The 12,162-nt window shown below is 44.4% G+C and carries 12 protein-coding genes; 5 read left to right on the forward strand and 7 right to left on the reverse strand.

The genetic code is table 11. From position 1 onward, the window contains the following. Nucleotides 1-125 precede the first annotated feature (125 nt). Nucleotides 126-1,592, forward strand: coding sequence for a rhamnulokinase (locus ACUVXA_RS08515; RefSeq protein WP_445870826.1), 1,467 nt, complete (start codon nt 126-128; stop codon nt 1,590-1,592). A 113-nt stretch (nt 1,593-1,705) separates the two neighbouring features. Further along, complete coding sequence (locus tag ACUVXA_RS08520) at nt 1,706-2,677, forward strand: sugar phosphate isomerase/epimerase family protein (RefSeq protein WP_445870827.1); 972 nt, start codon at nt 1,706-1,708, stop codon at nt 2,675-2,677. A 49-nt stretch (nt 2,678-2,726) separates the two neighbouring features. On the opposite strand, the gene ACUVXA_RS08525 is transcribed toward ACUVXA_RS08520, so the two are convergent. The 3 genes from ACUVXA_RS08525 to ACUVXA_RS08535 are packed head-to-tail and all read right to left on the reverse strand — an operon-like array spanning nt 2,727 to nt 6,095. Next, on the reverse strand, nt 2,727-4,892 hold the full coding sequence (locus ACUVXA_RS08525) for a DNA polymerase domain-containing protein (protein ID WP_445870828.1): 2,166 nt from the start codon (nt 4,890-4,892) through the stop codon (nt 2,727-2,729). Then, nucleotides 4,861-5,154 (reverse strand): hypothetical protein, encoded by a 294-nt coding sequence (locus tag ACUVXA_RS08530; RefSeq protein ID WP_445870829.1) that lies wholly within the window; start codon nt 5,152-5,154, stop codon nt 4,861-4,863. The genes ACUVXA_RS08525 and ACUVXA_RS08530 overlap by 32 nt, the downstream gene beginning before the upstream one ends. A gap of 5 nt (nt 5,155-5,159) precedes the next feature. Beyond that, nucleotides 5,160-6,095 carry a hypothetical protein gene (locus ACUVXA_RS08535; RefSeq protein ID WP_445870830.1) on the reverse strand — a complete coding sequence of 312 codons (936 nt, stop codon included), beginning with the start codon at nt 6,093-6,095 and terminating at the stop codon, nt 5,160-5,162. Nucleotides 6,096-6,364: 269 nt separating this feature from the next. Between ACUVXA_RS08535 and ACUVXA_RS08540 the strand changes: the two genes are divergently transcribed. Both ACUVXA_RS08540 and ACUVXA_RS08545 read left to right on the forward strand, forming a co-directional pair. Continuing rightward, nucleotides 6,365-8,398, forward strand: a complete 2,034-nt coding sequence (locus ACUVXA_RS08540; RefSeq protein ID WP_445870831.1) for a hypothetical protein — start codon at nt 6,365-6,367, stop codon at nt 8,396-8,398. Nucleotides 8,399-8,640: 242 nt separating this feature from the next. Continuing rightward, nucleotides 8,641-8,859 (forward strand): ribbon-helix-helix protein, CopG family, encoded by a 219-nt coding sequence (locus ACUVXA_RS08545; protein ID WP_445870832.1) that lies wholly within the window; start codon nt 8,641-8,643, stop codon nt 8,857-8,859. A 57-nt stretch (nt 8,860-8,916) separates the two neighbouring features. Here ACUVXA_RS08545 and ACUVXA_RS08550 read toward each other — a convergent pair whose 3' ends face one another. From ACUVXA_RS08550 to ACUVXA_RS08565, 4 genes are all read right to left on the reverse strand, one after another. Then, nucleotides 8,917-9,294, reverse strand: a complete 378-nt coding sequence (locus ACUVXA_RS08550; protein WP_445870833.1) for a hypothetical protein — start codon at nt 9,292-9,294, stop codon at nt 8,917-8,919. A 73-nt stretch (nt 9,295-9,367) separates the two neighbouring features. After that, nucleotides 9,368-9,538, reverse strand: coding sequence for a hypothetical protein (locus ACUVXA_RS08555; RefSeq protein WP_445870834.1), 171 nt, complete (start codon nt 9,536-9,538; stop codon nt 9,368-9,370). A gap of 155 nt (nt 9,539-9,693) precedes the next feature. After that, a complete protein-coding gene (locus ACUVXA_RS08560; RefSeq protein WP_445870835.1) occupies nt 9,694-9,849 on the reverse strand; it encodes a hypothetical protein in 156 nt (51 codons plus the stop codon). Between the two features lie 238 nt (nt 9,850-10,087). Beyond that, nucleotides 10,088-11,611 carry an acetate--CoA ligase family protein gene (locus ACUVXA_RS08565; protein WP_445870836.1) on the reverse strand — a complete coding sequence of 508 codons (1,524 nt, stop codon included), beginning with the start codon at nt 11,609-11,611 and terminating at the stop codon, nt 10,088-10,090. A gap of 136 nt (nt 11,612-11,747) precedes the next feature. On the opposite strand from ACUVXA_RS08565, the gene ACUVXA_RS08570 reads away from it, so the two are divergent. Continuing rightward, complete coding sequence (locus ACUVXA_RS08570; protein ID WP_445870837.1) at nt 11,748-12,134, forward strand: YkgJ family cysteine cluster protein; 387 nt, start codon at nt 11,748-11,750, stop codon at nt 12,132-12,134. The last annotated feature ends 28 nt before the right edge of the window (nt 12,135-12,162 follow it).

Below are 12,162 nucleotides of genomic sequence, written 5' to 3' on the forward strand. Positions count from 1 at the left end.
GGACATCCTACCAATTAACAGCAAGGGGTGACAAATGTCCCTAACTTCTACATTTCTAAACTTGGAGCGGAATCTATAAAGGAGGATTACTTATAATTCTTTTAGTATTTTCGGTGGTGTTTGAGTTGGAGAATTTTGTTGCGGTGGATATGGGTGCAAGTACTGGTCGACTAATGCTGGGCAAATTAGACTGGTCGGATAATCGGCTTACTTTAGAGGAGGTCTACAGATTTAGAACAGAGGGAACCCGTTTGTTTGGAGGGCTTTATTGGGATGTTTTAAGATTCTATGACGAGATAAGGGAGGGTTTAAGGCGGTGTGCCCAGAGCTATGAAGCAAAAATAGCCAGCCTGGGCGTTGACAGCTGGGGTGTTGACTACGCTCCATTGAATGCAAGAGATGAACTTGTGAGCAACCCGAGACACTATAGGGACCCTAGAACCGAGGGCATTATGGAGGAAGTATTCAAACTGGTTCCGAAGGAGGAAATTTTCTCATATACGGGGATTCAGTTCATGCGGATAAACACCATTTTCCAGCTCTACGCGATGAGTAAAACTCCTGTGGCATCCATCACCGACAAGATTCTCATGATGGCCGACTTCTTCAACTACCTCCTTTCCAGAAAACCAGTCTCAGAGATGACACTGGCGAGCACTACTCAGATCTATGATGTGTTTAAGCATGATTGGTGCTGGCCCCTTATAGAGAAACTGGGATATAATCCCGCTTGGTTCCAGAGAGTGGTTCCACCCGGGACGGTTCTCGGCGGGTTGACGGATCAACTGAAAAGTGAGCTGGGGCTGAGGGAAACATTGGTGATTTCTCCTCCTTGCCATGACACCGCCGCCGCTGTGGCAGCTGCACCTGCAGGAGATAAGAAATTTCTTTTCATAAGTTCAGGCACCTGGTCTCTCATGGGAGCTGAGCTTGGTGAGCCTTTAGTTAATGAGGATGTTCTAAGGGTGGGGTTTGCTAACGAGGTGGGTGTGGAGAACAGTATCAGGTTTCTCAAAAATATTACAGGATTCTGGATTCTTCAAGAGTGTGTGCGACACTGGAAATCTAAGGGAGTTAATGTAGTTTATGAAGACTTGGTTCGGGAGGCACTAGATTACCCTGCCTTCAAGTATTTTATAAATCCTGATGATCCGCTATTCATTAACCCCGAGGATATGCCTGAAGCTATACAGAATTTTTGTAAGCGAATTGGGCAGAAACCGCCGAGTAAGCGGGGCGAAATGGTACGCTGTATCTTTGAAAGCTTGGCTCTGAGACATAAGGAGGTCTATGAGGAGCTAAAGGGTCTTCTAGAATGTCCGTTGGAGGAGGTTTATATTATTGGGGGCGGTTCTCAGAATGAGGTATTTTGCCAATATATTGCTGATGCTCTTAATCTCCCGGTTTATGCTGGTCCAGCTGAGGCCACAGCGATAGGAAATATTCTAACTCAGGCTTGTGCAATACACGGAAAAGTCTCCCTCTCCACTATTCGAAGAATTATACGCTCCTCTTTCAAACCCAAAAGGTATAGACCTGAAAACACTTCGGAATGGGAAGAAGCCTTTAAAAGATACCGGGAATTACTTTAGATTTTCTGCTTCCCTTTTTACAACAATTATTATAATAATGAGGATAGGAATTAATGAGTAGGAGCTACTAAATAATATTTTGAGTTCCATGTTTTGTTTCGGAGTGGTTGTTTATGAAGGAGAAAAAGTTTTCGCTTGGTGTTTGGGCTTTTAGTCCTTGTGGAGACAGGTTTCTCACGATAGGTTACCGACCTGAAATGAGTCTTGAGAAAGTAATTCGAGAAGTGGCGACTATAGATGATCTAAGTGGTGTTGAAGTGGGCTATCCAGGCGATGTGAATGAAAATAATCTTGACTATTTCAGAGAGATTATTAAGGAAACTGGGCTCGTGGTTTCAATGGTTGGCGTCGATTTAACTGGGGATAGGAAGTGGCAGAATGGAAGCCTCTCCTCAACAAACCCAGAAATCAGAAAGGAGGCCGTCGAAACCTGCAGAAGTGGAATAGAGGTTGCAAAGCAGTTAGGGTGCGATTTGTTTAACATCTGGCTAGGGCAAGATGGATACGATTACCCCTTCCAATCAAATTACCCAAAGGCATGGGACCTGCTAGTTGATTCCATTAAGGAGGTTGCAAAGACAGGGGTTAAGGTGTGCTTGGAGTATAAGCCAAAGGAGCCCCGAACACATTCTTACATAGCAACAGTTGGTAAAGCTCTACTCATTGCACATGAAACGGGAAAGAGTAATGTGGGCGTCACTATTGATGTGGGACACGCACTTGCCGCCTATGAAAGTATGGCTGAGTCGGCTGTACTCTGCATGAGGGATGGGAGACTATTCCACTTGCACTTAAATGATAACTACCGGCTTTGGGATGACGACATGATCGTAGGTTCAGTACACACCATAGAATATCTGGAACTAATTTACTGGCTTGAGAAGATAGGCTACGATGGTTGGTACTCACTCGACATCTATCCCTACAGAGAAAACCCCTTGGAGGCTTCAAGGGAGAGCATAGAAATGCTGAAAACCCTCTCAAAACTACTCGACAAAATCGGTAGAAAAAATTTGGAGAAGGCGATAGAAGAAGGGAACCCTGCGAAAATTCAGAAACTCTTACGAGAGAAAATACTACAGTAGAATCACCCAAAAAAACTTAAACCATGTTTTATACTTCACCCGATAGTGTTCATGAAATGAATGTTCTTTTATCAGTTTGACTGCTACCCAGAGTCTTTTTAAGAAGTAGTTTTAATTCGTCTTTCTCCCGGTGAAAACCGAAAACTCCGAGAAGAGTTTCCGCGGCCTCAAGGACGAGTTCACCGTACTTTTCTCGGTCGTATCCCCGACCATCGTATAGGGGTAGGGCTTGAACTCGAGTGAGAGGATTGGAACTGCGATGATTCACATAAAGGTATCTGATCAACTGTCCCTCACCGGTCACTACTCCGCGTGCTTCCAGCTGTTTACCCGCAGCCACATGGGGATAAAGTCTCGAGTATCCATCTAGGGGTTTGTGCAAGTCTTTCTCCACAACGAGCTCATCGATGTCCACTTCCCCGGAGAGAACCCGGTTATAGGTTTGAAGGGTGAATTCCAAGGCTCTGCGATAATTCCTCCTCACCTCCTCAAAGTCCCGGGCGTTGAACAGTATCTCCATCAACTCTTCTTGGAACTTCTTTATGAATTGGGGAGTGTCGTGTCTTCTGGTTTCTATTCCCCGCTGGTGGAGTCTACCGTCGTATAGCTTGCCATAGTAGCGTTTCACCACATCAACCAAGGGATCCGACTTGGATGACAACAGTACCAGGAAGCGGTACAGATTATCTATAGCAATAGGAAAATTAACCTCCTCGGATATTTGCCTTGCTAATCTTTCAAAGTCTTGTTCTGAGGCTCCTAATTTCTTGACGAACACGCAGTCCGTGTCCGCGTACACCACCTGGAACCCTTCCCTCATGGAGATTTTTAGGGCTCTGATTAGAATTTCTCTCCCGTGTAGATTGATGCTCTCAAAAGTGGGAATGTATTGGAAGCGGTTCCAAGTGCAGCCACTGTAACCGTATATAACGACTAGCATCATCTTCAAAGCCTCCTGCCGCTGATCCGCATAAACATATTCTGAGCTACCCTCAGGAAAACTGTGGCGCAGGTGTTTGAAGTGCAGCCTCCGCTCCAAGGCAATCTCAGCCACCCGGGGAAGTAAACCCTTCCAAGAATAGTTTATTCCTCGGGGTGTGCAGGTTTCGTAGCTTATGTTTCTCCGCAGAATCAGGTTGGGATACATGGATTCAAAATCCAGCGCGCAAACGTTTTCGTACACCCCCACCCGGGGAGATATGATTAGCCCTCCCCGGTCCTGCAGGTAGAGTTCTTCTACGGTTCTAAAATAGTTATTGTAGCTCTTCGCCTCCGGTATCAGGACTCCCAGCTTCATGGCCTCGTAGACCTGTCTGCAGTCCACAATTCTTCCCGAAGCCCACTTAGCCGCTAACCCCAGGGGAATCATTCCGAACCTGCAGAGCTCACTTAGACCCGCAAGGCCAGACCTTTCAAACGACTCCAAGGAAATATAGGTTCTTCCCCTCCAACTGCTCCAGGGGGGAGAATCAGACTGGATCAAGTCACCGTTCTCTCGGGAAAGGTTTATGTTAAATCCCAAGATTTTCGCCCTTTGAACAACATAGTGGAGATTTCTAAAAGGGTGACTCGGAGCCACGATAATATCTGGATCTTGGCTCTGCATTATTCTCTGAAGGTTCTCCAGAAGGTACTCCTCGCTTCCGCTCAGCTCCTCTTTTCCCTCGTGGAAATCGTGTAGGGTGATTCTCTTAATGGGGTCACGTTCAGGGTTAGCCAAAATCCCTCTTTTATCTATCTGCACTCTGAGGAGGAGTTTGGTTAGAGGTGGGGGGGCAAGCTCCTCCGGGTCTTCTATGCTTGTGAACCGGTGGTTCCGATATTCTACGAGCATGGTGGGGGCGAAGCCTCGAATGCAGAGGTAGCGTTGAATGTGCATGATGTCGGTTCCATAGAATTTTCTAACCGCGTTCCTTCCTCTGAGTACGTGCACAACCTCCCGGAAGGCTTTGGGAGACTCGGTTTGAATATGCACCACTCGGATTTTCTTCCTCATCCTCAGATCCGCATACTTCTCCTCAACTTGGGCGTTAAATATTCGGGGCTCCTCTCTCAGGAGCCAAGAGAAGCCGTCGGGGTTCAGGTCTCTCCGGGGAAGGACATAAAAGTCGGGATAGTGGGTCTCTTCCACTTTTTCAACAGAGCCTTGGAGTGTTCTCAGCCAGTTGACCGCTCGGTTTCCGTCAACGTAGCTCTGGGTTACCCACCCCTTCATCCGTTTCCCTCCCTTCAAGTAATTTCTTTTTGATGAGCATGATTTCCTTCCGGTTATCCACAACCGCACTAAAGAGAAGGGAGAGCAGAACCGAGGGAAGCTCAGCGTAACTCATGGCACCCTTGGTTTCAGACCACGTCTTAACCAGCTCGTCAAAAGCCTCTCGACGCTCCGGATCCACGAGAGCCTCGTAGAAGGTTTTCCTCAGCCTTTCAAGCACCTCGTTAAACTCGGCGCGGAAGGGAACAGTGATCCTACCCATATTAATCATTCTCCATCCACAAGTGGGTCGTCATGAATGCAGTAGCGGTTAAAGGTAAAGGCTACCTCTCGATTTGCCAGAGAGGGATGCTTGCGGAGGTAGGCTTTCGCAAAGGGCACTCTTCGGCGACCAACCCTCAGGTACACAATTACCCCCGCCCTCTGACTCAGCACAGAACCACCCTCAGGTAAGGGAATCGGTTGGTTATTATTGGGGCTGGGGGGAGCCGCTCTGCAGGTAGCCACTAGTGCGGCGTCGTTTCGAAATGCTGCCTCCCAGAAGCCGCCCACCACCGAGGTTAGAGTTACATCCGGGAATTCTTCTCTCATTTTTTTGTCGCAGAGCAGGAGATCGATATTGTTCACCAAGATGAGCTTGGAGCCGGTTTTTCTCACTACTCTTCCTGTTACCTTGCTTATGATGTATTCTTCCAGGGGGTTGAAGGCCATGGCTATGTGGATGTTTCTGGAGGCTGCTGTAGGGTTTATGCCGGCGCTTAGGGCTATGTCTGCCAGGTAGTAGGTGTTGAGCACCGTTCTCTCCTTTCGATAGTTACTACAACAGACGTAAGTGGCTGGTGATGCGAAGCCCCCCTTTGTAGTGTCGAGAAGGGTGTTGACGAGTAGTTTGTGTACCAGTATTTCGAGGATTCTTCGGTCTCCGTAGAGTAGGGTGAAGGTTGAGGTTTCCAATCCTCCTCCTATGAGTGAGTCTAGGAGAGAGCTTCCCGTGGTTAATTTTCCAGCGTTGAGGTTTCGGTGGTAGAGGTCTAATGCGCTTTGATACTTGTCCGTTAACTCCTTTTCGAAAAGGAATTCGGTTGGAGAATTTGAGGCGAAGTATGGGGTGTTGGGATTGTTGGCTGTTAGGTTCTCATCGTAGCCGGTGAGCATACTCTCCACTCCTGCGGCTCTTAAAAAAATTATATATTTTTTGGTCAACGGAATCCTTAGAGTGCACTTTTTTAAGCTTAATTTTGACAAAGGCTTCGTTTAAACTCAAAGCGGGGTAGGGGAGAGAGGGAGAGGTGAGCGAAAGTATTCTAAATTGTACTGATAAAGAAAACTTACTCATAGCAGTGGAAAATTTTCCAACAAGCACAAGCAATATAAAGAAATAAACTACAAATGAGAATTGACATAATCGAAAAACTTTTATTAAAAACGAATCTTATCAATTTATTCGACCCTAAATTTGTTGTGAGGGTTTAATGGGATATAGAAGTTTGAGAAAAATACTAGTATCCTTTCTCGTTGTGCTTTTGCTCTGCTTAGGTTTAGTTCCCGTTCTTGCAGGAACACTCTGCGTTGCAGCCTCCACCCCGACGGAAAAGATTACACTCGCTCCCTTCGTGCACATCACAGACTCAACAGTAAACGAGCTACGCTACGGAATAGGCTACGTGGACAGCGTGGTCACCATCGACAATGGTGCAATAACTGGAACCTACACAAACACCACCGAAACCCTGAACACAGTTCCTTCAACCCATAAACTACGTTGGATAAGCATCTATGGTTCCTCTCGTATCACAATTAACAACACTGCCAATTTGTCCTCAGTTTATCTATATGTTTATGGCTCCTCCCAGTTAACCATCATAAATTCTACGCTCTCCGCTGTATACACTTATGACTCGTCTGTGTTAACTGTTAACAACTCCACCATATCAGTGATTCAAGCTTACGACAATTCAAAGGTTTACTTATCGCAATCCACTATATTTACTGTTTTTCCAAGCCTCCGCGCCTCGGTGAATGGCAATAACTGCACAATAAACTCGCTTACAACTCAGGATTTCTCAACTATCAACATAACTAACAACAGCAAAATAGAATACTTCACTGCAAGTGATTTCTCAACCGGGCAAATAACCAACTGTAATATCACCGATTTCAAAAGTGTGGATGCAGCAAACATTTTAGTAGACAACTCAAGTATTACAAATAAAGTAGAATATGGCATTGTGTGCACCACGGGAAGCCTCATTATTGACGGAAGCACAATCACTGGCTTGGAGAATTGTAGGAACACCACCACCCTAACAAATGGTAATTACCCCTCGACCTGGGATCTACAAACGGTATGTGCACTCGCCAGCTCAAATGTAAACATAACCAATAACAACACTCTTCAGAGAATTTCGGGATATGGTAGCTCAACGGTTTACCTAGAGAACACTACTTTTGACTCTCTTCTTTGTTCCGATTACTCGAATGTAGTCTACAAAAACAGCCAAGGCAGCATGATATATATTACAGCGGAAAAGTATTCCAGTCTCAATTTACAGAACGTAAACAGCACCATGGCAAGTTATATTTCTGTGCATGATGATGCGTCGGCAACAATTAAGAACAGTAACATGTCTATATATGGAATTGGAATGTCCATATCCATGCAGGATCAATCTACGTTAGATTTAGAAAATGTTAATTTGACTGGTGGTGGACTTGGAGGGTTTAGTGTGAATAGTTATGATTTCTCGGTTGTTGACATTGTGAATGTGCAATCGAATGGTTGGCCAATGACCACATTCTTTGGTTATGACCTCTCTGTTATGAACATTAGTTCTTCGGGCATCACATATGTTTATTATGCTGTGAGGAGTACTGGTGATATGGCGGTAACAGATGATGTGCCCAGTGGTTCGTATATTAATACTACTATTTGGGACACGACTCCTGTAAATCCTCCTACTCTGAATTCTATTGCTGTTGTTGACACGCACACGGCTACAATTTATGGCTCTCTATCAGCCTCGGTATTTCTCCACGATAAAGCAAATCTAAACACTCAAAACAGTACCCTTTCCGAAGATGTTGTTTTGCTTGACTTTTCTACGTTAAGCGGGACGAACACAACTTTTTGGGATGTTGAAATGTATAATCAGAGTAACGCGATTTTGTCAAATATAACGGCGGATAGTTTTCTAATTTGTGATTCCGCATCTTTGACTTGTACCGGGAGTACATCGGCTCCAACCACTATTGGTGGTATTGAAGCAATCTCCAATTATCCGCATATGGTAAATGTGGTCATCCAAAACTGCACAGTCACGGGAACAATAGAGGCTAACACCTGGATAATTCAACCCACTGGCTTGGGCTATGCCATACCGTTGCTCTTCTACTATTACTACTCTTCTTCTCAGAATCAAGGCTTCTTTACTTTGTCGCTGACCGGTGTGATAGTTGCCGCCATTGTAGCAGTGGCCGGAGCTATCCTATGGAGACGCAGAGCATAAAACCTCCCCCCTTTTATTTTTTTACCGGTTCTTAAGAATGATTTATGCGGTATTCTATACATTTTGGTTTTATGTGTATTTACTATGTGGCTGTTTGATCTTGCTTTTCTAGATTGATGGTTTAGAAGTTACGGCTATGAAGGATCATTTTTCATTTTATTATTATTCATTTAAGTAGTGCATGTAAAAGCACATGTAAAAATTTATATTTTTCATTCGTTCATTTTAGGGTGGTGTTTTAAGTGAAGATTGTTCAAATCAGTCTTTCCGACGAGGAGTATGAAACTCTTAGAAAAGTGCTTAAGAAGAGGGGAATGAACGTTAAAGAGGGTGTTAGAGAAGCTATAAGGTCTTGGTTGGTGGAGAACAGGGATTTCAGTGACGATCCCTTCGTAAAGCTTGAACCGGTTAATTTTAAGCTCGATGTAGAGTGCACAGATCATGATAAGGTTCTTTATTAGGGAGCAATCATGGAAAATGTTAGTGCGGCGGCAGGAAAGCTTATTTTCATTGACACTTCAGCTTTTAAAGCCTATTAGGATAAGAGAAATAAGCATCACAGAGTTGCTAGGAAATTTGTTGCTAGATTCGTAAATAGGGAATATGAGTTTCGGCTTTTTGTGACAAGCGATTATATTGTAGACGAGACTGCAACCGTTCTGAATTTCCATATCTTTCTGTATATAGGAAATTCTTCGGGCTTCATCCCTGGCTTCATCTCGGGTACAACCCGCCTTTCCGCACAAGGACTGCATCCGCCCGCATTCGGGGGGAACGGTTTTCCATTGGGTAAAGGGCTTCATCGTTTCCTCTGGCCCTCTCCCCACATTCTTAGGAGGGGACTGTTCACCCATTCGGCTCCCATGTGCCACACGTCGGGTGATTGTTAGAGCCAATATTCCCTGTCTCTCTTTTTATTTCTTTTGGAAGACCGTGTACGCTACAGAAATATACGGTTTCATGCAACAGTTACGTAACCCTTATTTGGGACTCCGCCATAGACAACTGGAAGGCTTTTCTTACAATTTCGTTTAGTTCAGCTCTGAATGGGTATATTACAAGAAAATCTCTTGCCATTAATTCCCCGATATATGTTACTGCGGCTTCAGATTTTATTTCGTTTAGAATTCTCTTCCACAACGTATCAGTGTTCGAAAACTTCTAAGATTTTCCTATTTCTGTAACGTGCCCAGTCTAACAGGAAACAGGTGTCCAAGCTTTAAATCAATCGTCGTCTCTCCAGACCACTATTGGAATCTTTGCTTTCAGTCTGAGTTCGTCAAACTCATCAATGGTTAGCCCGGCGAGTCTAGATGCTTTATAGAGGCCCCCTGCTCTACGAAAAGTTCAAGGGCTATCCGCTTCTTCGGGGACTGGCTTCGAATAAACTCCCAGTCGGCGCTACTCTTCCTAATTTCCCTCTCCGCTTCTTCTTCAACCGTGGAAACCATAGAAATCACCACTACTGTAAAATAATTGATAACTTTCCTATAAGTATGTTGCTAAAATGTAACAATTTAGGATGTTGCCAGTCTGTTTAAAGTCTGTTGGTTTTTAGATAATGGATCCCGTTTTTAGGATTAAGGGGGCTTTTATAGCTTCACAAACTTTCCATCAAAATAGCTCATGGATTAAAGGATTTCCATAAACATTTCAATTATTTCTCTTTTCATAAAAACATCTCAAAAATCAAATTACCGAATCTTTATTATTCTTTTTCTTTTCTAGGTATTGTTTGTATTCGTACATTTTGGCTAGGACTTCCGCTGCTACTTCTAGGGTGGGATATACTACTGTGTTTTTTTCCCAGGCTTTGGGTATGGCTTTGGTGTCTGAGGTGAGGGTTACTGCTATGATTGGTTTTTGGTACTTTTCTACCAGTTCGTTTATCTTGTTCATGTTTTGTTCGTCGGAGCTGCGCATCCATTTCTGTGCTAAGACTTCCATGGAGATGCCTTTTTCGTCTATGGTTACCCCTCTTTCGGTGATGGTTACTCCTTTTTTTAAGGTGTCGGGGGATGCGAATTTGATTCCGCTTCCTCCTATAAGGAATCCTGAGGCAATGATTGCATCAATGTTTTCGTCTTTGACGATTGTTTCTAGGCTTTTGGGTTGGATGCTTCTGTCCAGTGTTCCCACGAGGTCTACTGGATTTCCTCTGTTCCAGTACGGGGGTAGTATGTTATCCAGTTCCTGTATTGTTTTTTCCTGTATATTTGGAATGTCTAGTCCAGCTTCTTCACATGCGTCTGCTGCAACAACTCCGTATCCGCCTCCCCAGCTCACTATGCCCACCCTTTTACCTTTAGGAAGGGGCAGATGGATAAATGCTTTTGCCAGTTCAAGCATCCCGTTAATGGTTGATACTTTTATGACACCGGACTGTTTGAAAACTGCGTCGTAGATCATGTTTGAGCCTGCTAGGGCTCCGCTGTGTGATCGGGCGGCTTTGGCTCCCGCGGTGGATCTTCCGGCTTTTAGAACTATTACAGGTTTTTTCTCTGTGATTTTTTCGGCTACCTCCATGAATTTTTTGCCCTGGCGTAGGCCTTCTATGTAGATGAGGATGATTTTGGTTTCGGGGTCGTCTCCAAAAAATTTTAGGTATTCTTCTAGGGTGATGTCCGCTTGGTTGCCTATGCTCACGAACTTATTAAAACCTACATTCTCTGTGCTGCCCATGGAGAGCAGGTTTACTCCGATGTTTCCGCTCATGGAGATTAGGGATACCTCGCCCTTCACTACGCTTATGGGGCTCATTATGGCTAGCAGACTTGCCGGTGCACTGTAGACGCCCATGGTGTTTGGGCCGACGATAAGCAGTTTTCCTTTGTGGGCTATTTCCACCACTTCTTTTTCCAGCACTTCCCCCTCTTTGCCAGTTTCTCGGAATCCGCCCGCCAAGACTATAGCGGATTTTACTTCTTTTTCCACACATTCTTCGATGTGTTGAGGAACGCTCTCGGCCGGTCTTACCACGATTGCTAAATCTATCTCCTCAGAGATTTCGAAAATGGTTTTATAGGTCTTCAAACCCAAAATATTGTCTTCTTTGGGATTAATGGGATAAACACTTCCAATGTAACCGTGAGATAAAATGTTTGAGAGAATGACCCAACCCCATTTGAGCGGATTATTTGATGCCCCTATTAGAGCCACGGATTTCGGTTCGAATATTGGGCTGAGATCTCTGAATTCTTCCCCGTTAGACATCTCTCTCAATCCTTCAAATGATATTTAGGCAGACCCTCATTTTTCACAAAATACTTTATTATTATGGGATAATTTAATGTGATTTAAGGCTTGTCCAAAACACAATAGTAGAATCGTGTCAGAATTGAATGAGATTATGAAGTTTCCTAAAGGTGTCAGGTTTCAGTGTCAGCGATGTTCCAGATGCTGTAAACACACCGAGGAGAGAAGGAGAAAAATACTACTCAGTGATCTGGATATATCGAGAATAGAGAAAAATGTGGGTCTTAAAGGAGATGACTTTGCGGAGCCGTGTCAGGAGTCTTATCCGTTTAGGTTTCTAATGAAAATGGTTGATGGAAAATGTGTTTTTCTTGATGAAGATAAAAGCTGTAAAATTTATGAACTCAGACCCCTGATATGCAGGTGTTTCCCCTTTTGGATAGAACGGAGGGGTAACTTATTTGAGTTCAAAGCTTCGTCGGATTGTCCCGGAATAGGAAAGGGAAATGCTCTGGACAGTATCCCCGCTTTGTTAGTCTAGTATCATATTTTTCAACTCCTCGGTTTTT

Source organism: Candidatus Jordarchaeum sp. (assembly GCF_052745115.1).

What these genes read in the sequence shown, in the direction of transcription:
- ACUVXA_RS08520 (WP_445870827.1), top strand. Translation starts at nt 1,706, where the DNA reads ATGAAGGAGAAAAAGTTTTCGCTTGGTGTTTGGGCTTTTAGTCCTTGT.
- ACUVXA_RS08525 (WP_445870828.1), bottom strand. Translation starts at nt 4,892, where the DNA reads ATGAAGGGGTGGGTAACCCAGAGCTACGTTGACGGAAACCGAGCGGTC.
- ACUVXA_RS08530 (WP_445870829.1), bottom strand. Translation starts at nt 5,154, where the DNA reads ATGGGTAGGATCACTGTTCCCTTCCGCGCCGAGTTTAACGAGGTGCTT.
- ACUVXA_RS08540 (WP_445870831.1), top strand. Translation starts at nt 6,365, where the DNA reads ATGGGATATAGAAGTTTGAGAAAAATACTAGTATCCTTTCTCGTTGTG.
- ACUVXA_RS08560 (WP_445870835.1), bottom strand. Translation starts at nt 9,849, where the DNA reads ATGGTTTCCACGGTTGAAGAAGAAGCGGAGAGGGAAATTAGGAAGAGT.
- ACUVXA_RS08565 (WP_445870836.1), bottom strand. Translation starts at nt 11,611, where the DNA reads ATGTCTAACGGGGAAGAATTCAGAGATCTCAGCCCAATATTCGAACCG.
- ACUVXA_RS08570 (WP_445870837.1), top strand. Translation starts at nt 11,748, where the DNA reads ATGAAGTTTCCTAAAGGTGTCAGGTTTCAGTGTCAGCGATGTTCCAGA.